Genomic DNA, 20,421 nt, shown 5'->3' on the forward strand with positions numbered 1-20,421 from the left:
TCGGCACAACCACCACGAAAGGACCTCCGATGAGCGACATCCCGCAGGGTCTGCCGATGGAGCGGGACGCGGGCCCCTTCGACCCGCCCCGCGAGATCACCCGGCTGCGCTCGGTGCGCCCGGTCAGCCCGATGGTCTTCCCGGACGGCCACGAGGGCTGGCTCGTGACGGGCTACGAAGCGGTGCGCCGGATGATGGCCGACACGCGGTTCAGCTCGCGGCTGGACCTCGACGTCGTCCACGTGCCGTACGAGACGCCCGGCATGCCCGTCGCGACCGAGCCGTCCCCGCAGCTGCCGGGCATGTTCATCGCGATGGACCCGCCGGACCACGGCCGGCTGCGCAAGCGCCTCACCGGCGCGTTCACCGTCAAGCGGATGAAGCAGCTCGAGGAGCGCGTCGCCGAGGTCGTCGAGCAGCAGCTGGACCACCTTTCCCGGTTGGCTCCGCCGGTCGACCTGGTGGCGGAGTTCGCGCTGCCGGTGCCGTCGCTGGTGATCTGCGAACTGCTCGGTGTCCCGTACGAGGACCGCGAGAGCTTCCAAGCCAACTCGGCGCAGTTCATGGTCCGCGACCAGACGCTCGAGCAGAAGATGGGCGCGTACATCGCGCTGAACACGTATCTGTCCGATTTGGTCACGCGCAAGCGTTCTACGCCCACCGAGGACATCCTCTCGGACCTGGCCCGGCACGAGGACCTCACGATCGAGGAGCTGACCGGCGCGGCGTTCCTGCTGCTGATCGCCGGCCACGAGACCACGGCGAACATGCTGTCGCTGGGGACGTTCGCGCTGCTGGAGCACCCGGCTGAGCTGGCTTTACTTCGCGCTGAGCCGGAGTTGCTGCCGGGGGCGGTGGAGGAACTGCTGCGGTACCTGTCCGTGGCCGACATCTTCTTCCGCTACGCGACGGAGGACCTTTCGCTTGGGGGCGAAACGATCCCCAAGGGGTCGACGGTCGTGGTGTCGCTGCTGGCCGCCAACCGGGACCCGGAGCGGTTCTCCGATCCGGACGTCCTGGACATCCGCCGCAATGCCCGGGGGTTGCTGTCGTTCGGGCACGGGGTGCACCAGTGTCTGGGTCAGCAGCTGGCGCGGATCGAGATGCGGGCCGGGTTCGAGGGGTTGCTGCGGCGGTTCCCGACCCTGCGGCTTGCTGTGGCGGCCGATGAGGTGAAGCTGCGGACCGACATGAACATCTACGGGGTGCACGAGCTGCCGGTCACCTGGTGAGCCCGCGGCGGGCGCGCATCCACAGCACGACGTCGAGACAGCGCAGCAAGCTGATGTCGTCGATGCCGCCCGCCTCCTTCCGCAGCTCCTCGACCGCCCGCGCTCTGGCCGGGTCCGTGTGGAACCAGCTCCACAAGCAGTGCCACGGGCTGGCCGGGGCCTGGAGGACCGCCCGCACCTGGCTGTCGTACGCCGGGGTCAGGTGGGGGCGCTTGCGGGCCAGGAGCTTGGACGCCGTCACCGGGCGGTGGTTGCCGCCGCACTGCCGGAACAGCTCCCACAGCCGGTACGCCGGCGCGTCCGGTTCGTACGTCGACCAGGGGGCCTCGTGCATCGGGACGTCCGGGGGGATCTGCTCCAGCAGCTCGCGGATCCGAAGCGCGTACGTCATCGTCGCGTCGATGGCCACGTTCGCCAAGCTGGTGATGTTCAGGAAGTTGAGCGCCAGGACGTCGGCTTCCGTGACCGTGTTCGCGACCGACGGTTCGTCGCCGCCGCCGGCGTAACGCTCGAACCAGCGGCCCGTGCAGTCGTCGAAATAATGTCGGAGGGCCGTCAACGACTCGTCGCGGTGCTTGCCGCGGACGCATGCGTCCAACAGCTCGTGCTGGTCGGCGTAGTCGGGCATGGCGGGCGCTCCCCTCTCGCCGAAAGAGGGTCGCGCCCGTGCGATCTACCGTTACGGCAGGGTTTTCAGCCAGTTTCCCACCACGCCGAAGTACCGCGGCGCGTTCTGCGCGTAGTTGATCGCGTGGCCGTAGCCGTTCAGGATGTACGTCTGCAGCTGCGAAGTGCCGAAGTACGGGGCTTCGGAGGCCCGCAACGCCTGCGGTGACGAACAGTCGCTGCCCAGCAGCCCGCAGAAGTTCGGGTCGTCGCCGACCACCAGCAGAACCGGGGCCGTGATCTGCTGGGACGCCGGGATGACCACCGTGGTCAAGGTCAGGCTGTCCACCGCTTCGGTGGCCGCGAAGACGTCCTTTGTGGACTCGTCGTAGGCGAGCGCGGCGGCGTCGTACGGACCCGGTGTGTGGAACGCCCCGTAGCGGGTGCCCGGGTCGGTCGTCAGGTAGCCCGCGTCGCGGCCGGGCGTGGCCGGGTCCAGCGGGGCCGGGTGCATCTGCGCCAGCGTGGGGATCACCGAAACCAGGTTCATCCGGTGCGTCATTCCGGTGACGAGCACGCCGTCGACGTCGCGGTAGCGGCCCGCCTCGATCATCGCCATCGCCGAGCCGATCGAGTGGCCGCCGACGACCACCTTCGCGAACCGGGGACGCACCGCCTGGACCACCTGGTGCGCCGCCGTCGCCTGGACGGACGCGCTCAGCAGCGTGCTCAGCGGCTTCGAGCTCAGCCCGGTGCCGAGGCGGTCGAGCGCGAGCGTCGCGATCCCCGCGTTGTTCATCGCGAGGCGGAACGACCGGGTCTCCGGGGTGTAGCCGATGTCCCAATAGGACGCGTTGTACGTGCCGCCGGGGATCAGGACCACCACCGTCTTCGCTCCGGACGGGGCGCACAGGCGGCCGTGCACCGTCTGCGGGAGGAGCGCCACCGTGACCGGGACGTACAGGTCGTCGCACGTCGCCGCGTAAGCCGGCGCGGGCACGAACAGCGAGGCCGCGAACAGCACGAAGACAGCGCAAATTCGGCGTAACACGGGGAAAACCTCCAGCTAGCGACGGGGGACGGCCGTCATCGGCAGGCTGTCCGGGTAGGCGGCGGAGGTGAACTTCACGCGCACCGGCCGGCCCGGGAGCGGGACCAGCCGCCACCGCGCGGCCACCGTGGCCACCGTGATGACGATTTCGTTCTGGGCGAAGCGGTTTCCGATGCACTGCCGCCCGCCGGCGCCGAACGGGATGAACGCGCCTTTGGGCACTCGCGCCGCCCGCTCCGGCTCCCAGCGGCCGGGATCGAACCGGTCCGGGTCGGGGAACGACGCGGGGTCGTGGTGCAGGGCGTGCGGGCTGACGATCACCTCGGCACCTCCCGGGATCCGCGTGCCGCCGAGGTCGACCTCTTCCAGTGTCCGGCGCATCAGCATCCACAGCGGGTAGCAGCGCAGGACCTCGTCGACCACCTGCCGGACGTAGGTCAGCCGCGGCAGGTCGTCGACGGTGACCGGACGGCCGGCCAGCACCTCGTCGACCTCGGCGTGCACCCGGGCTTCGACGTCCGGATGCCGGCCGAGCTCGTGGAACGTCCACGACAGCGCGAGCGCGGTCGTCTCGATGCCGGCGGTGAGCAGGGTGAGCACCTCGTCGCGGGCCTGCTCGTCGGTCATGCCGGCCAGCAGAAGCGTCGACAGCAGGTCGCCGTGGTCCACGCTTTCGGTGCGCCAGTCACGGATCACCTCGACGACGATTTCCCGCATCCGCTCGATCGCTTCGTCGAACCGCCGGTTGGCGGGCACCGGCAGGTTTTCGACGAACTTCGGCGACAACGCGCGAATCATTCCCTGCTGGATGATCAGGTAAATGGACCGCCGGGCTTCGTCGACCGCCTGTTTCCCGATTTCCGTGTGGAACAGGGCCTCGCCGACGATCGTCACCGCGAGTTGCTGCAGATCTTCGTCGAGCGGACGCACTTCGCCCGGCCGCCACGAGTCGCTCAACTCGGCCGCGGCGCGCTGCATGGTCTCCGCGTACGCGGCCAGGCGGTCGCGGTGGAACGCCGGCTGCATCAGCCGCCGCTGCCGGAGGTGGAAGTCGCCGTTCGAGAGCACCAGGCCGTTTCCGACGAACGGCTTGAACTTGTCGAACATGACGCCCTTGCGGAACTTCGGGCCGGCCGTGACCAGCACTTCGTGGGCCAGCCGCGGGCTGGTGACGAAGTAGGCGGGCATCGGGCCGAGATGGAGTTTGACGATTTCTCCGTGTTCGTGCAGGGAATCGGTGAATGCGAAGCGTCGCCGCAGCAGTGCCGGAGTGTGCCCGAGAAAAGGCCACCGGCCCGGGGCTTCCGGCACGGTCATGCGGGCTCCTCGTTACGCCATTGTGTGGATTTCCCAAGGAGACGGCCTACGGTAGGCGCGTCCGGCCGAACGGGACAGTGCCCGATCGGGTGGTGTGCCCTCACGCGGATGGCGCAGTCACCGGTCGTTCGGGAATCGCTAAGCTCTTTCCGGTCCGACGCGGCTGAGAAGGTGTTTCTCGTGACACGATCACCGGAATGGGTTCCACCGGGTGTCGATATCTCCGTGCCCAGCATGGCGCGCACTTACGACTTCATGCTCGGCGGCGGCCACAACTTCGCCGTCGATCGCGCGGTCGGCGAGCAGATCGAGCGCGCGATGCCCGGCCTGCGCGACGCCGCGCGCGTGAACCGCGCGTTTCTCGGGCGCGCGGTGCGGTTCATGACGGCCAACGGGATCCGCCAGTTCCTCGACATCGGTTCGGGGATTCCGACGGTGGCGAACGTCCACGAAGTCGCGCAGGCGCAGGACCCGGACTGCCGCGTGGTGTACGTCGACCGCGATCCGGTGGCGGTCGCGCACAGCGAGCTCATGCTGGCGGGAAACGATCGCGCCGCGATCGTGCAGGCCGACATGCGGGATCCGGAGAAGATCCTCGAATCGCCGCAGGTGCGCGGGCTGCTCGATCTCGAAAAGCCGGTCGGGCTGCTGATGCTGTTGATGTTGCACTGGGTCCCGGACGAATCCGGGCCGCTCGAACTCGTGGGCCGGTACGGTTCGGCGCTGGCGCCGGGCAGTTTCCTCGCGATCACCCACGTCACCGGCGACCACCAGGGCGAAAACCTCGAAGAAGCGACGGACGTGATCAAAGAAAGCCGCAGTCCCGACCAAGTGACGCTGCGGACGCACGCCCAGGTGGCCACCCTTTTCACCGGTTTCGAAATCGTCGAACCGGGGCTGGTCGGCTGCGGCGAATGGCGGCCGTCCGGGCCGGCGGACATCTCCGCGGCGGCCGAGATGAACATGCTGGTCTACGCCGGCATCGGCCGAAAGAGCTGAACGGGCGCCGTACATGCCGATGATCGAACAACGACCGGAACAACCGGCGGGGCCCGACCCGGAACGCGCGCGGATGGTGCTCGCCCGGAAATGGGCGTACCTGCTCAGCGGCGTCACCGTCGTTTCGCTGAGCCGCGAGCTGCTCGACGAAGAACTGCGCGGAATGCTCGACACGCTCGTCGAGTCCCTCCGGGGCACGTCCGCGGACACCGCGCCCGCCGAGCGGATCGGCGCGCGGCTGGTGGGGCTCGGCTACGTCGGCGAGCCGGGGCTGCGGTGCACGCTCGACGTCCTCGGGAAGGGCTTGCCGTCGCTGCCGGAGCTGCGGCCGGCGGACCGCTTCACCGAGCGGATCGTCCTGGCCCTGGGCGCGCTCTCCTGCGGATTCCTGCTCGCGCACGAGCGAAGTGTGCTGGACCAGCAGGAAATCATGCACCTGTCGCTGCTCAAGGCGGTGCGGGACGCGCAGTGGAACCTGAAGCAGAGCGAGGCCCGTTTCGACGAGGTCGTGACGTCGTCCGCGAGCGGCATCGCGCTGGTCGCCCTCGACGGCCGGATCGTGCGCGCGAACGCCGCCCTGGCCGAAATGCTCGGGCACCCGGCGGGCGAGCTGACCGGGACGCAGCTGGCCGACCACGTGCACCCGGAGACCGTCGACGTCCTCCGCGAGGCGATGACCGAGCTCGTCGCCGGCGGCAAGGAGCGGATCCGGCAGTCCCAGCGGCTGCTGCGCAAGGACGGCGACGTCGCCCGCATCTCGCTCACCGCGTCGCTCCTGCGCGACGCCGAAGACCAGCCCGGCCACTTCGTCGTCGTGGTCGAGGACGGCACCGAGCTGATGCTGCTGCAGGGCGAGCTGAGCCGCCAGGCCCTGCACGACGTGCTGACCGGGCTGCCGAACCGCCAGTACTTCGGCACCCACCTCGAAGCGGCGCTGCGGCGCGCCGACCCGGAGTACGGGGTCACGCTGTTCCACGTCGACCTCGACGCGTTCGGCATGGTCTGCAACAGCCTCGGCCGCCGCGTCGGCGAGCAGCTGCTGGTGCACTTCGCCCAGCGGCTGAAGTCCGTGATGGCCCGCGAAAAGGCGATGATCGCGCGGTTCCACGCCGACGAGTTCGGCATCCTGGTCGAGAACTCCGCGTCGACACCGGACATCGACGCCACCGTCCGCGCGATCAACGACGAGCTCGCCGAGCCGTTCTTCGTCGACGGGCACGGTCTCGCGCTGTCGGCCAGCGCGGGCGTGGTCCACCGGCCCGCCAAGACCATCGACCCGGCGGAGCTGCTGCGCGCGGCCGACCAGACGCTGCGGCGCGCCAAGGTGCGGCGGCGCGGCCAGTGGAAGATGTTCGACCGCGAGGCGGACGCCGAAGACCGGCGCACGCAGGCGCTGGCCGTGGGCATGGCCGGTGCCTGGGAGAACGGCGAGATCGCCGTGCGCTACCGGCCGCTCGCGCGGCTGGCCGACGGCGAGGTCGCCGGGTACGAGGCCCGCCTGCACTGGGACCGGCCGGGCGCCGCGGCTCTGCCGCACGAACGCTGCGCGGAGCTCGCCGAGTCGACCGGGCTGGTCCTGCCGCTGGGGGACTGGCTGCTGCGCGCGGCGGCCCGGCAGGGCGAATGGTGGCGCCAGCGCGCGGGTTCCCGGCTGCCGGTGGTGGCCGGGCTGACCGGCCACCAGATGTCGGACGAAGCACTCGGCACGCGCGTGACGCGGTTGCTCTCGGACACCGGCCTGCCGCCGGAGCAGCTGATGCTCGGCGTCCCGGTCGGCGCGCTGAAGGTGTCCGGTGTCCTCGAGAACGTCACCGCGCTCGCCACGCTCGGGGTCTGCGTGATGCTCGACGAGTTCGGCCTCGGCCCGGACGACCTGCGCGCGGTGGAGGACCTGCCGGTCGGCATCGTCCGCGTCGACCGCCGGCTCGCGGAGTGGCAGGCGTGGTCGGATTCGACGTTCCTGGGCGCGCTGGTCCCGCTGGTCCGCCAGGTCGGCGCCACACTGGTCGTCGACGGCATCCACACCGAGGACCAGGCGGACTGGTGGGAAACGGCCGGCGCGGAGCTGGGGACGGGCGATTACTTCGGGGTCGCGAGGACGCCGGGCGAGCTGGCGGGCAGCTTCGCCTGAGCCGGTCGCCGGGCCCGGGTCAGGCCGACCGCGACCAGCACGACGACCATGCCGCCGAGCACGCGCGGCGACAGCGGTTCGCCGAGGAAGAGCGCGCCCAAGGCGATCGAGACCACCGGGAGCAGGTAGCCGACCGTCGCCGCCGCCGTGGGGCCTTCCTCGGTGAGGACCCGGTAGTTGAGGTAGAAGGTGACGCCGGTCCCGAACACGCCGAGGACCGTCACCGCCAGCAGCGCGGTCAAGTTCAGGTGCGGGGCCGCCCCCGACACCGGCAGCGCCAGGGCGGTCAACGCGGTCGCCGCCGTCAGCTGGGCGGCCGAGACCGCGAGCGGTGCCCCGCCGGGCGGCAGTTTCCGGGCCATGTAGGCGAACGCGATCGCGTAGCTGAGGCCGGCGCCGAGCAGCGCGAGCGCGCCCGTGCTCAACATCCCGGCCTGCTCCCAGGGCGCGAAGATCACCAGCACGCCGGCGAACCCGAGGGCCAGCCCGAGCAGCCGCACCGGGCCGAGGCGGCGGTCCGTGCCGAGCAGGACGCCGATCAACAGCGACCACAACGGCGTCGTCGCGTTCATGACGCCCGCGACGCCGGAGTCCACCGTGCGTTCCCCGATGCCGAAGAGCGCGAACGGCAGGGCGTTGCAGAAGAACGCGGCGACGACCAAGCGTCCCCACGTCCGGCGGTCACGCGGAAGCCGCTGGCCGGCCGCGAAGGCCAGGACCAGCAGCGTCAGCGCGCCGAGGGCGCAGCGGACCAGCGTGAGGTGGACGGGGCTCAGCCCGGTCAGGGCCAGCTTGATCCAGAGGAATCCCGAGCCCCACAGCAGGGCCAGCACGGCTATGCGTATCACGTGATCCACGGTGCCGAAGCGAACCCGTCAGGACAAGTGAAGAGTTCTGGACCGACCTTTAAGCATTTCTACATCGGGTGGTCCATCCAGACGTTCGGCTCGACGTACGTCGCCGTGTCGTAGGTGGTCGACGCGTACACGGGGGCGATGCCGCCGGGGATGAAGTTCTCGCCGTCCTCGAGCTTCACGCCGGTCCACGCGCGCCAGTCGGCGAGGGAACCGGACAGCGTCACCGCGAACGGGCACACCTTCACGACTCGCGCGCCGAGACGCTCGTGGGTGCGCAGCCAGCGGTCCGCGAGCAGGCCGTCCTCGCGGCGGCGGGCCGCGTACTCCGGCATCGGGACGGCCGGTTCGGCCTCCTTGCCGATCGGGCGGACCGACACGATCAGCTTGCGCAGTCCCGTTTCCGCGGCGCGTGCCTTCAGTGCTTCGAGCATCGGCGCGGCCAGCCCGCGGCCACGCAGGTGTGGCGCGATGACGACTTCCAATGCGCACAACGCGGTGGGTTCGCGGCCGTCCATCACGTCCTGGGCGGCCCACTCGATCGCCTGGTCCCAGCCGTGGTCCGGGAGTTCGGCGCGGTCTTCCGCCGGGAACGCGAGCGGGACGGACAACGCGCGCGCCATCGGGACGCCGTCGTCGTCGAGGGCGATCAGAAAGTAGCGCGCCCAGTGGCGCCGAAACCGCTCGCCGGTGATCATCCGGCCGCTGGCGCCCTGGTAGATGAACTGGCCGCCGACGTCGCCGAGGCCCAGCGCCGCGTCGAGCAGGTCAGGACGGGAAGCAAGATCGACAACGCGCATGCGCCCAGTGAAGCGAAAAGATCACCCGGGAGACACCGGCAACCGGGCGACGCTCAGCGCAGGGCCTTGAGCCGGCGGGTGAGCGCGGACGGGTCGAGGTTGGCGCGCGTGCCGGCGTCGTGGCCGTCGAGGTAGCCGCTGCCGGACAGCCGGCGGGGCGCGGCCGAACGCAAATCGCCGTACTCGGCGTCGAACGCGTGCTGCACCAGCTGCGCGCGGTCGCGGACCACCAGCTCGGCCGACTTCGCGCCGGGCGCCGCGGTGCGGACCGCTTCCTGCTCGGCCTCGGACAGCCGCTCGTGCACCGCGCGGGCGAAGCCGTGCAGCCAGGTGCGCCGGTACGCGGCGAGCGACTCGCCGGGGAAGAAGCCGTCCGGCCGGACGCGCGTCAGCTGCGTGCTCGCCTGCAGCAGCAGGCTCGTGAACAGCAGCTCGACCCGGCCGAGGTCGGAGCGGTAGCCGAAGACCGTGACGCTGTCGACCTTCTGGCCGAACCGGTGCAGCAGCGTCCGGCAGCGCAGCGGGTAGGCGACCGAGGTCAGCAGGCTCGCCTTGTCGCGGCTGTAGGGGTCGTTCATCGGGATCTTCAGCGTGCCGATGTCGTCGGAGCTCGCCCCGGACGCGGCGAGCATCGCCTGGTCGATCCCGTACCGCGCGACGAGTTCGGCGGCCTTCTTGTTGTAGGCCTCGGCCTCCGCCTCGGTGACCGCCGGGTCTTCGGCCTTGGCCAGCAGCTTCCGGATGCGCTCGAGCTGCGGGTCTGACTCGGTCATGGACGGCAGGGTATTCGATCAGGTGTTCGGGCGCGCGCACCGGGGGCGGCGTGTCCTGGAACACTGGACGGACGGCCGAAGGGGTAGCGGTGGACTTGCGGATCGTGCGGTTCGACCCGGCGGTGGCCGACTACGCCCGCTGCCACGACCTGCTGGTGGCGAGCCACCTCGCCGACCGGCCCGGCGAACCCCCGCTGCCGCTGGCGGAACTGGTGGGGCGGTGGACGCGGTCCCTGCCGGGCATGGGCTCGGCCGAGCGCTGGCTGGGCTTGCGCGGCGACGACCTCGTCGCCCTCGCTCAAGTGCACTTCCTCGACGCCGAGAACAGCGAGATCGGGTTGACGCACGTCGTCGTGCACCCGGCCGCCCGGCGCGCGGGGATCGGCGGCGCGATGCTGCGCGCGGTGCTGCCCGCCTTGCGGGAGCGGGGCCGGCGGGTCGTCGAAGGCTGGGAGGTCGTCGCCGGCACCGCGGGCGAGCCGTGGGCCGCGGCGATGGGCTTCCGGCCGGTGCGCACGATCGTGCGGCAGGCACTGGTGACCGCCGAAGCCGACCGGTCGCGCTGGGACGTCCCGGTCCCGGCGGGCTACCGGCTGCTGTGGTGGGCCGGTGCCGCACCGCACGCCCTGCTGGATTCCTACGCCGCCGCGCGGGGTGCGATCCACGACGCCCCGCTGGGGGAGTCGGGCTACCGCTGGCCGCAGTGGACGCCCGCACGGGTGCGGGCCGCCGAAGCGGAGGCGCGGGCGCAGGGCCTCGAGCAGCGGATCGTGGCCGCGGTCCACGAGCGCACCGGGGACGTCGCCGCCTTCACCGAGGTGTGCGTGCACCCTCGCCGGCCGGACTGGGGGTACCAGCGGGACACCGCTGTGGTGGCCGCGCACCGGGGGCGGGGCCTCGGCCGCTGCGTCAAGGCGCGCATGGTGCGGTGGCTGCTCGCCGAGCGCCCCGGCCTCGCGCGGATCAGCACCACCACCGGTGCCGAAAACGCGCACATGATCCGCGTCAACGAGGAAGTCGGGTACACCACGCTGCCGGCCATGATCGCCGTGCAGCGGGAACTCACCCCAGGTACGCGTCCAGCGTGACGGCCAACGCCGACTCCGGGGACGGGGCGAAGCTCGCTCCCGCCAGCCCGCCCCACAGCCACAACTGCGCCAAGCCGTGCAGCGCCGCCCACAGCGACGCCGCGACCAGCCGCAAGTCGGCGCCCGAGCGTGCCAGCGGGGTCGGGACCGCCGCCACCAGCACCGCGAACGTGTCGAACACCGCGCTCGCCGCCGCCGAAAGCGCCGGGTCGTCCGCGTCGACCAGGTCGCGGCGGAACATCAGCTCGAACATCGCCGGGTTGGCCAGCGCGAAGTCGAGGTAGCTGTGGCACGCGGCGGTCAGCCGCTCCCGCGGCGAGTTCCCCGGCAGCGTGTCCCGGCGGGCGAGCAAGTCCGCGTACCCGCGCGTCGCCACCGCGGACAGCAGCTCGGCGCGGCCGGAGAAGTGCCGCAGCGGCGCGCCGTGCGAAACGCCGGCCGCCTTCGCGATCCCGCGCAGCGTCACCGCTTCGACGCCGCCGTCCGCCAGCAGCTCGGACGCCGTGTCGATCAGGCGTTGCCGGGTGCCCACGCCTCGTCCCGGGTCATGGGGAGCAGCTCCGGGCGCTTCGGGAAGAAGCCGTCGCCGGGCTGGCGGCCGATCATCCGGTTGCGCGTGCGCGTCACCGCGACCGGCAGGACCTCGCGCAGCAGCCAGTGCACGTCGGCGCGCCAGCCGCCGGGCGCCGCGACGCCGGGCAGGGGTTCGAGCCACGCGGGGTCGTGACTGACGCCGAGCAGGCCCAGGACGTACGCGGCGAGCCGGCGGTGGCCGTGCGCCGACAGGTGCAGCCGGTCGGCGCCGAAGTACCGCGAGTCGGTGACGGCCTGGTCGGGCCACAGGTCGATCAGCAGTGCGCCGTAGCTGACGGCCGCCTCGCGGATGGCCTCGTTGAGCGCGACGATCCGCGGCCGCATCCGGCGCCCGAGCGGCATCCGGTGCGAGACGTCGCTGAGGGTGAACGTGACGACGACGGGCGAGATCTCCGTGCACGCGCGGACGGCGGCGTCGACCCGCCGGGCGACGGTCCGCGCGTCCCACCCGCGGCTCATGACGTCGTTGCCGCCGCCGAAGAGGGCGACGAGGTCGGGTGCCAGCCGCGTCGCCGCGGGGACCTGCTCGGGGACGATCTGGTCGAGCCGCCGGCCGCGCACGGCCAGGTTGGCGTAGCGGAAGGCGGGCTCGTCCTGGGCCAGGCGGGCGGCCACGAAGTCGGCCCAGCCCCGGTAGGCGCGCTGGTCCGGGTACGGGTCGTCGAGTCCTTCGGCGCAGCTGTCGCCGAGGACGACGAAACGGTGGTAGCTCATTCCGATCTCCGTAACCCCTGGTTCACCTTGTGGACACTGTCTATCAAACTTCTGTAGACGGTGTCTACTTCGGCTGTCACAACCAGGGGCCCCGCTTCGTCGAGCCGGTATGACACACGAATCGGAAGTCACCCGGCACCTCGGCAAGATCATCGACGGGCTGCGGGCCAAGGACCTCGACGCGCTGCGGGAGCTCTACGCCCCGGACGTCGTGTCCTTCGACGTCGAGCCGCCGCTGCAGCACGTCGGGGTCGACGCGAAGCTGAAGAACTGGGCCAAGGTGTTCGCCATCTTCGACGAGGTGGACTACGAGCTGCGCGACCTGGCCGTCACGGTGAGCGCGGGCCTGGCCGTCGGACACGGCTTCGGCCGGGTCAGCGGGACGCTGCCCGGCGGCAAGCCGGTCGAGGGCATGTGGGTGCGGGCCACCTTCGTCCTCCGCGAGACCGATGACGGCTGGGTGATCGTCCACGACCAGGCGTCGGTGCCGTTCGACATCGCCACGGGCAAGGGCGTGACCGACCTCGAGCCGTGACGCTCAGGCGAGCCGCGCGCGGTGGGCCGAAACGGCGGCCCGCCGCGGGTCGGCCGCCGGCAGCGTCCGCAGCAGGGCGTCCAGCACCGCGAAGTCGTCCACGCCGCAGGCGGTCTCCCAGAACGACCACAGCACGCCCGGGTCGCCGCTGTTCAGCGCCACCTGGCGCACCTGGGCCGTGAGCGTCTCGCGCTCCTCGCGGATCGCGGGCGCCTCCGACTCCGGCAGCAGCGGCCCGCGGAAGAGGCGCAGGACGTCGGACGGCGACCCGGTGCGCAGGCGCGTCCTGGCCGTGGCGAAGTCCGCGTCGACGTCGGCCGCCAGCCGGTACGGGCGCGTCTGCACCACCGAGGCGCCCAGCTGGGACCGCAGGCGGTGGATCTCCGCGCGGACCGTCACCGGGTTGCCCGTCTCGCCATACAGCTGCAGGGCCAGCCGTTCCGCCGAAAGACCGTTCGGATGCAACGCGAGCAAGGTCAGGATCTCCGCGTGGCGCAACGTCAGTGGGACTTCACGACCGTCCACAGTGGTCACGTGCGGGCCGTCCGACAGGTACTCCAGCCGCAGCCGTGACCGTTGGCTGCCACCACCGGAAGAAAGCCGGAGCAGGTAGCCCTCTTCGAGGGGCTCGACCGTGGCGAGCCGCCCGTCGGGCAGGGCGACCGTCCCGCCGCCGCGCCGGATGTCCACTGTGGACGGCAGCAGGCACGACTGGGCGGCCAGTACCCGGCCGCCGGCGGAGAGCAGCGCGCCTGGGCGGCCGCGAAGGGCATCCAGGTGTGGCATGTTGACGCGCCGCAGGCGTTCGTCGCGGACCGCGAGCTGGGCGCGCAGCTGGCCCTCGGCGAGCTGGGCCGTGGCCGTGACCAGCGAGATCATCGCCGGGTGCACCGTGCGCAGCGGCCCGCTGACGTCGATCGAACCGAGCAGGACGCCGGTCTCGGGGTCGCGCACGGGCGCCGCCGCGCACGTCCACGTGTGGTAGCGCCGGACCAGGTGCTCGGCCGAGTGGATCTGCACCGGCTCGCCGGTGGCCAGCGCCGTGCCCATGGCGTTGGTGCCGATCGCCGCTTCGCTCCACCGGGTGCCCTCGGTGAGCCCGACGCGGTCGCCGCGCAGCAGCTGGCCGGCCGCGCCCTCGCGCCACAGGATCAGGCCTTCGGCGTCGGTCACGATCATCACGTGCTCGGCGTCGTCGGCGATGCTCACCAGCATCTGCCGCAGCACCGGCAGCACCGGGGCCAGCGGATGGGCTTCGCGCAGCGACGAAAGGGCGTCCGAGGAGTAGACGAACGGGGCTTCGCCCACGTCCGGGTCGACGCGGGCCGCGAGCGAGCGGTGCCACGAGTCGGAGACCACGGAGCGTGGCGGCCGCGGCCCGGGGACGCCCTGGAGCACCGCGTCGCGGACGTGCGCCAGCAGCCGCGCGTAGGACTCGGGGTCCCGCAGCATCTCCGGTTCGGGCGCCTCTGCCACGTTCACCAGGGTAGATAGCCGGCGCGCCGCGCTGCAACGCGCGTGCAACGTTGCCGCGCCTACCTTCGCCGCCACCAGCTCAACCGTCACTCCGAGCAATGAGGCAGGGAAGATGGTCCAGTACGCCGCACCGAACACCGAAGGCAGCGTCGTCAGCTACGAGACGCGCTACGACCACTACATCGGCGGCGAGTACGTACCGCCCGCGAGCGGCCAGTACTTCGAAAACCCGACGCCCGTCACCGGCAAGACCTTCTGCGAGATCGCCCGGGGCAACGCCGAGGACGTCGAGAAGGCCCTCGACGCGGCCCACGGCGCCGCCCCGGCGTGGGGCCGGACCTCGCCCGAGGCACGCGCCAACATCCTGCTGAAGATCGCCGACCGGATGGAGCAAAACCTCGAAGCGATCGCGGTCGCCGAGGCCTGGGAGAACGGCAAGGCCGTCCGCGAGACCCTCGCCGCCGACATCCCGCTGGCCATCGACCACTTCCGCTACTTCGCCGGCGCCCTGCGCGCCCAGGAGGGCGGCATCTCGCAGGTCGACGAGAACACCGTCGCCTACCACTTCCACGAGCCGCTCGGCGTGGTCGCGCAGATCATCCCGTGGAACTTCCCGATCCTGATGGCGGTCTGGAAGCTCGCCCCGGCGCTGGCCGCGGGCAACGCGATCGTGCTCAAGCCGGCCGAGCAGACCCCGGCGTCGATCCACCTGCTGTTCTCGATCATCGGCGACCTGATCCCGCCCGGCGTGGTCAACATCGTCAACGGCTTCGGCGTCGAGGCAGGCAAGCCGCTGGCCTCCAGCAACCGCGTCCGCAAGGTCGCCTTCACCGGCGAGACGACGACCGGGCGGCTGATCCTGCAGTACGCCAGCGAAAACATCATCCCGGTGACCGTCGAGCTCGGCGGCAAGAGCCCGAACATCTTCTTCGACGACGTCGCCGCGCGGAACGACGACTTCTACAACAAGGCGCAGGAAGGCTTCGCGCTCTTCGCGCTCAACCAGGGCGAGGTCTGCACCTGCCCGTCGCGGGCGCTGATCCAGTCCGGCATCTACGACAGGTTCCTCGGCGACGGCGTCGAGCGCGTCCGGAAGATCAAGCAGGGCCACCCGCTCGACACCGAGACGATGATCGGCGCGCAGGCGTCCAACGACCAGCTCGAGAAGATCCTGTCCTACATCGACATCGGCAAGCAGGAGGGCGCCGAGATCCTCACCGGCGGCGTGCGGTCCGACCTCGGTGGCGAGCTGTCGGGCGGCTACTACGTCGAGCCGACGGTGTTCGCGGGCGACAACAAGATGCGGATCTTCCAGGAGGAGATCTTCGGCCCGGTCGTCTCGGTGGCGAAGTTCGACGACTACGACGACGCCATCAAGATCGCCAACGACACGCTGTACGGCCTCGGCGCCGGTGTCTGGTCGCGCGACGGCAACACCGCCTACCGCGCCGGCCGCGACATCCAGGCGGGCCGCGTCTGGGTGAACAACTACCACGCCTACCCGGCGCACGCGGCCTTCGGCGGCTACAAGGCGTCCGGCATCGGCCGCGAGAACCACAAGATGATGCTGGACCACTACCAGCAGACGAAGAACATGCTCGTCTCCTACTCCGACCAGGCGCTCGGGTTCTTCTGATGACACAACGAGCAGACCTGACACCGGCCGCCGCGGACCTGCTGCGGCGGCTGGTGTCGCTCCACGGGCCGGTGATGTTCCACCAGTCCGGCGGGTGCTGCGACGGCAGCGCCCCGATGTGCTATCCAGCCGGGGAGTTCAAGACCGGCGTGTCCGACGTGCTTCTCGGTTCGCTGGAGGTCGAGGGCATCGAGGACGTGCCGGTGTGGATGTCGGGGCCGCAGTTCGAGTACTGGAAGCACACGCACCTGACGATCGACGTCGTACCCGGCCGCGGGAGCGGGTTTTCCTTGGAGGCGCCCGAAGGCGTGCGTTTCCTGATCCGCTCGCGGCTGCTCACCGACGAGGAGTCGGCGGCGCTGAGCTGAAGGCGTCGAACAACGCCGTGGCGAGCACCAGTCCCTCCCGGGCGACCGGGGCGAGCAGGTGCTCGTCCGGCGCGTGCTGCAGGCAGCCGGGGTAGGAGTGCGGCAGCCACAGTGTCGCCAGCCCGAGTACGTCGGTGAAGACGTGGTTGGGCAGGCCGCCGCCGAAGTTGGGCAGCAGGACGACGGGGTTGTCCGCCACTGCGTCCAAAGTGGACTTCGCCCAGCTCACCCACGGGTCGTCGACCGGCGTCCGGCTGGCGAGGAAGGTGGCGTCGGCTTGGACGCCGACCATCGGAAATCCTCGCTCGTCGAGGTGTTTCCGGATCGCCGGTGCGACGCAGTCGACGTCGGTGCCGGCGACGTACCGCAGCTGCAGGACCGCTCGCGCCCGGCCGGGGATCGCGTTCACCGGGCGGGCGGGGTCACCCGCGCCGAGCGCGAGCACCTCCAGGGTGTTCCAGCCGTAGAGCCGCTCGGCGGGCGTCAGGGTTTGATCGCCCCAGCCCTCGTCCGCTGCGTCGATGACCACGTCGGCCAGCGCGGCGCGCACGTTGTCCGGCAGCTCCGGGGGCAGCAGCTCGGGAACTTGGACGCGGCCGTGGCCGTCGACCAGGCTCGCGATCGCGGCGGCGAGCGTCGTCGCCGGGTTGCGCAGGATCCCGCCCCAGTTGCCGGAGTGGGAGGCGTCCGGGCGCAGGTCGGCGTCCAGGGTGAGCCGGATGCCGCCGCGGGCGCCGAGGAACAACGTCGGCGTCGCCGCGTCGAGGCGCGGGCCGTCGGAGGCGACGAGGACGTCGGCTTTCAGGAGTTCCTTGTGCTGTGCCGCGAACTCAGTGAGGCCGGGCGAGCCGATCTCCTCGCCGGTCTCGAAGAGGAACTTCAGGTTGAACCCGAGGGCGCCGCGGGCCTCGAGGAGCAGCCGCAACGCCGTCAGGTTGATCAGGTGCTGGCCCTTGTTGTCGGCGGTGCCGCGGCCGTACCAGCGGTCGCCGTCCGCGGTCAGCGTCCACGGGTCCAGCCCGTCGCGCCACTGCCCGGCTTCCCCGACGACGTCGGCGTGGCCGTAGCAGAGCAGCGTCGGGAGGCCTTCTCCTTCGGTGCGGACACCGACCAGGAACGGGCCGCCCGCCGGGTCCGAGTTGGCGTGCTGGGTGACTTCGCAGCCGAGGCCGGTCAACGCCGGCGTCAGGACTTCGCCGAGGTACGCCTGGATCGCGGCGCGGCCTTCGGGGGCGTCGCTCACGGTGGGGTAGGCGACCAGCCGGGCGAGTTCGGCGAAGAACGCGCCGGAGTCGACGTGGGCGCGGGCCTGGTCGAGCAGTTCCATGGCCGCCAGCCTAGAGGGAGAAAACAATACGAACGGTCGTGCTATCTTCGGGGCATGAACGTCGACGGCGTGTATGTGGGGGAACCGAGCGTCCTGGGCTACCGGCGGGAGCGCCCGGTGCTGAGCGCGATCACGAAGGCGCGGGTCACGGCGCCGGAGCTGGCCCTGACCGAGCTGAACCTCGACGGTGACCGGCAGGCCGACCTGACCGTGCACGGCGGGGTCGACAAGGCGGTTTACGTCTACCCGGCCGAGCACTACCCGGCCTGGCGCGAGGAGGGCTTCGACGCTTCGGTGGCCGACTTCGGGGAGAACGTCTCATTGTCCGGCGTCACCGAAGACGACGTCCGGATCGGGGACGTCTGGGCCTGGGGCGACGCGCTCGTGCAGGTGTCGCAGCCGCGGCAGCCGTGCTTCAAGCTGGCCATGAAGACCGGCCGCAAGGACGTCACGCCGCTGATGATCGACTCCGGGCGCAGCGGCTGGTACCTGCGCGTGCTGCGGCCCGGCACGGTGCCGACGTCCGGCGCGATCGAGCTGGTGGAGCGCGCGGACGGGCCGACGATCGCCGAGGTGTACGTCATTTCCTTCGCCAACTACGGGCAGCTGCCGGAGGAGAAGATCGAAGCGGCGCTGGACCTCGCCGACCGCGTGCTGGCGGCGCCGGCGCTTTCGGAGTCGTACCGCGGCGGCGTCCAGTCCACTGTGGACCGCTGGCGGGCGCGGCGTGCCGGTTGACGGCCGGGTCGCCCGCGGCGACGCGACCCGCCGCCTGGTGCTGCGCCGGGCGGCGGACGTCGCGTCGGTCGACGGCCTGGAGGGGCTGTCCCTCGGCCGGCTGGCCACCGAGCTGGAGCTGAGCAAGAGCGGCGTGTTCGCGCTGTTCGGCTCCAAGGAGGAACTGCAGCTCGCGACGGTCGAGGCGGCGTTCGCCATCTTCGAAGCGCACGTCGTGACGCCCGCCCGCGCGGTGGCGCCGGGCTTACCGCGGCTGCGCGCGATCTGCGAGAACTGGCTGGACTACTCGGAAAAGCGGGTCTTCCCGGGTGGGTGCTTCTTCTTCAACGTCGGCGCGGAGGTCGACGCGCGACCCGGCCGGGTCCACGACGCGGTGGCGGCGGCGAGCGGCTCGTTCGCGGCATTCATCCGCGAGACGGCCGCCGAAGCGGTGTCACTCGGTCACCTCGACGCGGACCCGGAAGTCCTGGCGTTCGAACTGCACGCGCTGGGCCGAGCGGCCAACGCCGACGCGGTCCTCAACGGCGGCACCCGCGCGTACGAACTGGCCAGGCGAGCGATTCGCGCTCGCCTGGCCGGTGCGTAGCTACTTCCAGTCGACCTGCGGGGAGCGGTAGAAGTTGATGCCCTGGGCCACCCAGCGCGGCGACTGCTTTGCCAGCCGGGCCCGGTAGGCGTCCCAGTTGTGCGTCGACTTCGGGGACCAGCCGATCTCCGCGATGCCCGGCAGCCGCGGGAATGCCATGTACTCGATGTCGGCGCTCGTGCGGATCGTCTCGGTCCACAGCGGCGCCTCGACACCAGCGATCTGGCTCTCCCCAACACCGGTCACCAGCGAGGCCGGATCCCAGTTGTACCCGTCGCGGACCTCGATCAGCGCGGCCCAGTCCTGGCCCAGCGGTGTCGAAGCGTCGTACTTCATGTCCAGGTACGCGTAGTTCGCCGGCGACATCAGGATCTTGCTGCCGCGCGCCGCCGCGGCCGCGACCGAGGCGTTGTCGCCACCGAAGTCCCAGTACTGCGGGACGGCCGACGCGGGCGGGTCCGACTTCGCGATTTCGTGCCAGCCGGTGACCTTCTTGCCGTACTTGGCGACGATCGGCTGCACCTTCTTCTCGAACGCGATGTAGTCCGCGGGCGGGGTCGAGTGCGCCTCGTCGCCGCCGATGTGCAGGTACTGGCCCGGCGTGATCGCCGCCAGCTCGCGGACGACGTCCTCGACGAACTTGTACGTGATCGGCGAGGAGATGCACAGCGAGCTGTAGCCGACCTCGGTGTCCGTGCGGACCGGGACGGCCTTGCCGTCGCAGTTCAGCTCCGCGTACGTCGACTGCGCCGCGTTCGTGTGGCCCGGCATGTCGATCTCCGGGATCACCGTGATGTGCCGCGAAGCCGCGTACGCGACGATGTCCTTGTACTGCGCCTGCGTGTAGTAGCCGCCCGGGTCGCCGTCGACGGCGGTCAGGCCGCCGACCGTCGCGAGCTTCGGCCAGCTCTTGATCTCGATGCGCCAGCCCTGGTCGTCCGCGAGGTGCAGGTGCAGGGTGTTGACCTTGTACTGCGCGATCTGGTCGATGTACCGCTTGACCTGGTCCGGCTTGAAGAAGTGCCGGGCGACGTCGAGCATCGCGCCGCGTTCGGCGAAGCGCGGGTAGTCGAGGATCGTGCCGCCGGCGACGGTCCACGTCCGGTGCTGGACGCGCTTCGCGTCGATCGCCGACGGCAGCAGCTGCCGCAGCGACTGGACGCCTTCGAAGAGCCCGTCGGCAGTGTTCGCGCGCAAGCTGACGCCGTCGCGCGACACCTTCAGCTCGTAACCCTCGGTGCCGATCCGGGAGTCGTGGCCCAGCTGCAGGGAAATCGCGGGCAGGCCGGCGGCGTGCGGCACGACCGGCAGCGGGTAGCCGGTGGCCGGGCGCAGCAGGCCGCGCAGGTAGTCCGCGACCTGGCCGGCGCCGCGGCCGGCGGTGATGACGGTGAACGGCGTCAGCTTGAAGCCGCCCCGCGGGTCGGCCGTCGCCGAGACGGGCGCCGGCACGACGTCGGTCACGCTGCGTTCCGGGGCGGCCGGCGCGGCCACCGCGGCAGCGGGCACGCCGACGGCCGTGAGACTCACGATCGCCGCGGTCAAGACGGCTCTGGACAAGCGCATCAGGGCACCTCCGGTCGGGGACTCCTCCCA

The 20,421-nt window shown here is 71.1% G+C and carries 20 protein-coding genes; 9 read left to right on the forward strand and 11 right to left on the reverse strand.

Features of this window, described 5'->3' with window-relative positions; genetic code table 11:
• Positions 1–29 precede the first annotated feature (29 nt).
• Positions 30–1,232: a cytochrome P450 gene (locus ABFJ78_RS08345; protein ID WP_436385219.1), complete on the forward strand. Its 1,203-nt coding sequence runs from the start codon at positions 30–32 to the stop codon at positions 1,230–1,232.
• Here ABFJ78_RS08345 and ABFJ78_RS08350 read toward each other — a convergent pair.
• From ABFJ78_RS08350 to ABFJ78_RS08360, 3 genes are read right to left on the reverse strand one after another with little or no spacing between them, the layout of a single operon-like run.
• Positions 1,222–1,860, reverse strand: a complete 639-nt coding sequence (locus ABFJ78_RS08350; protein ID WP_436385220.1) for a DUF6308 family protein — start codon at positions 1,858–1,860, stop codon at positions 1,222–1,224. The two genes, ABFJ78_RS08345 and ABFJ78_RS08350, sit on opposite strands and share 11 nt — an antisense overlap.
• A gap of 51 nt (positions 1,861–1,911) precedes the next feature.
• Entirely contained in the window at positions 1,912–2,862 is a 951-nt protein-coding gene (locus tag ABFJ78_RS08355; protein ID WP_436385221.1) for an alpha/beta hydrolase, read from the reverse strand.
• Between the two features lie 42 nt (positions 2,863–2,904).
• Positions 2,905–4,206, reverse strand: a complete 1,302-nt coding sequence (locus tag ABFJ78_RS08360; RefSeq protein ID WP_436385222.1) for a cytochrome P450 — start codon at positions 4,204–4,206, stop codon at positions 2,905–2,907.
• Positions 4,207–4,386: 180 nt separating this feature from the next.
• On the opposite strand from ABFJ78_RS08360, the gene ABFJ78_RS08365 reads away from it, so the two are divergent.
• On the forward strand, positions 4,387–5,205 hold the full coding sequence (locus tag ABFJ78_RS08365) for an SAM-dependent methyltransferase (RefSeq protein ID WP_436385419.1): 819 nt from the start codon (positions 4,387–4,389) through the stop codon (positions 5,203–5,205).
• Between the two features lie 19 nt (positions 5,206–5,224).
• On the forward strand, positions 5,225–7,336 hold the full coding sequence (locus ABFJ78_RS08370) for a putative bifunctional diguanylate cyclase/phosphodiesterase (protein WP_436385223.1): 2,112 nt from the start codon (positions 5,225–5,227) through the stop codon (positions 7,334–7,336).
• Here ABFJ78_RS08370 and ABFJ78_RS08375 read toward each other — a convergent pair.
• The 3 genes from ABFJ78_RS08375 to ABFJ78_RS08385 all read right to left on the reverse strand — a co-directional run bounded on the left by ABFJ78_RS08375 (position 7,285) and on the right by ABFJ78_RS08385 (position 9,763).
• Positions 7,285–8,181 (reverse strand): DMT family transporter, encoded by an 897-nt coding sequence (locus tag ABFJ78_RS08375; RefSeq protein ID WP_436385420.1) that lies wholly within the window; start codon positions 8,179–8,181, stop codon positions 7,285–7,287. The two genes, ABFJ78_RS08370 and ABFJ78_RS08375, sit on opposite strands and share 52 nt — an antisense overlap.
• 71 nt (positions 8,182–8,252) lie before the next feature.
• Positions 8,253–8,990: a Long-chain-fatty-acid--CoA ligase gene (locus tag ABFJ78_RS08380; RefSeq protein ID WP_436385224.1), complete on the reverse strand. Its 738-nt coding sequence runs from the start codon at positions 8,988–8,990 to the stop codon at positions 8,253–8,255.
• Between the two features lie 53 nt (positions 8,991–9,043).
• Entirely contained in the window at positions 9,044–9,763 is a 720-nt protein-coding gene (locus ABFJ78_RS08385) for a DUF2786 domain-containing protein (RefSeq protein WP_436385225.1), read from the reverse strand.
• A gap of 89 nt (positions 9,764–9,852) precedes the next feature.
• Here ABFJ78_RS08385 and ABFJ78_RS08390 point away from each other — a divergent pair, with 89 nt between their 5' ends.
• The gene (locus ABFJ78_RS08390) at positions 9,853–10,851 is read left to right on the forward strand and encodes a GNAT family N-acetyltransferase (protein WP_436385226.1); all 999 of its coding nucleotides are present in this window, start codon (positions 9,853–9,855) and stop codon (positions 10,849–10,851) included.
• Here ABFJ78_RS08390 and ABFJ78_RS08395 read toward each other — a convergent pair.
• Positions 10,826–11,383 carry a TetR/AcrR family transcriptional regulator gene (locus ABFJ78_RS08395; RefSeq protein WP_436385227.1) on the reverse strand — a complete coding sequence of 186 codons (558 nt, stop codon included), beginning with the start codon at positions 11,381–11,383 and terminating at the stop codon, positions 10,826–10,828. The two genes, ABFJ78_RS08390 and ABFJ78_RS08395, sit on opposite strands and share 26 nt — an antisense overlap.
• Positions 11,362–12,159 (reverse strand): SGNH/GDSL hydrolase family protein, encoded by a 798-nt coding sequence (locus tag ABFJ78_RS08400; protein WP_436385228.1) that lies wholly within the window; start codon positions 12,157–12,159, stop codon positions 11,362–11,364. The genes ABFJ78_RS08395 and ABFJ78_RS08400 overlap by 22 nt, the downstream gene beginning before the upstream one ends.
• A gap of 109 nt (positions 12,160–12,268) precedes the next feature.
• On the opposite strand from ABFJ78_RS08400, the gene ABFJ78_RS08405 reads away from it, so the two are divergent.
• Entirely contained in the window at positions 12,269–12,694 is a 426-nt protein-coding gene (locus ABFJ78_RS08405; RefSeq protein WP_436385229.1) for a YybH family protein, read from the forward strand.
• Positions 12,695–12,697: 3 nt separating this feature from the next.
• Here ABFJ78_RS08405 and ABFJ78_RS08410 read toward each other — a convergent pair whose 3' ends face one another.
• Positions 12,698–14,170 carry a GAF domain-containing protein gene (locus ABFJ78_RS08410; protein ID WP_436385230.1) on the reverse strand — a complete coding sequence of 491 codons (1,473 nt, stop codon included), beginning with the start codon at positions 14,168–14,170 and terminating at the stop codon, positions 12,698–12,700.
• Between the two features lie 112 nt (positions 14,171–14,282).
• Here ABFJ78_RS08410 and exaC point away from each other — a divergent pair, with 112 nt between their 5' ends.
• Together exaC and ABFJ78_RS08420 are read left to right on the forward strand one after the other, a co-directional pair.
• Complete coding sequence (gene exaC, locus ABFJ78_RS08415; protein ID WP_436385231.1) at positions 14,283–15,806, forward strand: acetaldehyde dehydrogenase ExaC; 1,524 nt, start codon at positions 14,283–14,285, stop codon at positions 15,804–15,806.
• Positions 15,806–16,174, forward strand: coding sequence for a DUF779 domain-containing protein (locus ABFJ78_RS08420; protein ID WP_436385232.1), 369 nt, complete (start codon positions 15,806–15,808; stop codon positions 16,172–16,174). Before exaC ends, ABFJ78_RS08420 begins: the two co-directional genes overlap by 1 nt.
• On the opposite strand, the gene ABFJ78_RS08425 is transcribed toward ABFJ78_RS08420, so the two are convergent.
• A complete protein-coding gene (locus ABFJ78_RS08425) occupies positions 16,143–17,501 on the reverse strand; it encodes a M20 family metallopeptidase (RefSeq protein WP_436385233.1) in 1,359 nt (452 codons plus the stop codon). The genes ABFJ78_RS08420 and ABFJ78_RS08425 overlap by 32 nt on opposite strands.
• A 54-nt stretch (positions 17,502–17,555) precedes the next feature.
• Here ABFJ78_RS08425 and ABFJ78_RS08430 point away from each other — a divergent pair, with 54 nt between their 5' ends.
• Together ABFJ78_RS08430 and ABFJ78_RS08435 are read left to right on the forward strand one after the other, a co-directional pair.
• The gene (locus tag ABFJ78_RS08430) at positions 17,556–18,239 is read left to right on the forward strand and encodes an MOSC domain-containing protein (protein ID WP_436385234.1); all 684 of its coding nucleotides are present in this window, start codon (positions 17,556–17,558) and stop codon (positions 18,237–18,239) included.
• Positions 18,229–18,825 (forward strand): TetR/AcrR family transcriptional regulator, encoded by a 597-nt coding sequence (locus tag ABFJ78_RS08435; protein ID WP_436385235.1) that lies wholly within the window; start codon positions 18,229–18,231, stop codon positions 18,823–18,825. The genes ABFJ78_RS08430 and ABFJ78_RS08435 overlap by 11 nt, the downstream gene beginning before the upstream one ends.
• On the opposite strand, the gene ABFJ78_RS08440 is transcribed toward ABFJ78_RS08435, so the two are convergent.
• Positions 18,826–20,391: a beta-N-acetylhexosaminidase gene (locus ABFJ78_RS08440; RefSeq protein WP_436385236.1), complete on the reverse strand. Its 1,566-nt coding sequence runs from the start codon at positions 20,389–20,391 to the stop codon at positions 18,826–18,828.
• Between the last annotated feature and the right edge of the window lie 30 nt (positions 20,392–20,421).

It is taken from the genome of Amycolatopsis sp. MEPSY49 (assembly GCF_051337345.1).
Classification (GTDB): Bacteria; Actinomycetota; Actinomycetes; order Mycobacteriales; family Pseudonocardiaceae; genus Amycolatopsis.

Coding starts and splice junctions, on each gene's coding strand:
- ABFJ78_RS08345 (WP_436385219.1), top strand. CDS start 30: ATGAGCGACATCCCGCAGGGTCTGCCGATGGAGCGGGACGCGGGCCCC.
- ABFJ78_RS08350 (WP_436385220.1), bottom strand. CDS start 1,860: ATGCCCGACTACGCCGACCAGCACGAGCTGTTGGACGCATGCGTCCGC.
- ABFJ78_RS08360 (WP_436385222.1), bottom strand. CDS start 4,206: ATGACCGTGCCGGAAGCCCCGGGCCGGTGGCCTTTTCTCGGGCACACT.
- ABFJ78_RS08370 (WP_436385223.1), top strand. CDS start 5,225: ATGATCGAACAACGACCGGAACAACCGGCGGGGCCCGACCCGGAACGC.
- ABFJ78_RS08380 (WP_436385224.1), bottom strand. CDS start 8,990: ATGCGCGTTGTCGATCTTGCTTCCCGTCCTGACCTGCTCGACGCGGCG.
- ABFJ78_RS08385 (WP_436385225.1), bottom strand. CDS start 9,763: ATGACCGAGTCAGACCCGCAGCTCGAGCGCATCCGGAAGCTGCTGGCC.
- ABFJ78_RS08400 (WP_436385228.1), bottom strand. CDS start 12,159: ATGAGCTACCACCGTTTCGTCGTCCTCGGCGACAGCTGCGCCGAAGGA.
- ABFJ78_RS08405 (WP_436385229.1), top strand. CDS start 12,269: ATGACACACGAATCGGAAGTCACCCGGCACCTCGGCAAGATCATCGAC.
- exaC (WP_436385231.1), top strand. CDS start 14,283: ATGGTCCAGTACGCCGCACCGAACACCGAAGGCAGCGTCGTCAGCTAC.
- ABFJ78_RS08420 (WP_436385232.1), top strand. CDS start 15,806: ATGACACAACGAGCAGACCTGACACCGGCCGCCGCGGACCTGCTGCGG.
- ABFJ78_RS08425 (WP_436385233.1), bottom strand. CDS start 17,501: ATGGAACTGCTCGACCAGGCCCGCGCCCACGTCGACTCCGGCGCGTTC.
- ABFJ78_RS08430 (WP_436385234.1), top strand. CDS start 17,556: ATGAACGTCGACGGCGTGTATGTGGGGGAACCGAGCGTCCTGGGCTAC.
- ABFJ78_RS08440 (WP_436385236.1), bottom strand. CDS start 20,391: ATGCGCTTGTCCAGAGCCGTCTTGACCGCGGCGATCGTGAGTCTCACG.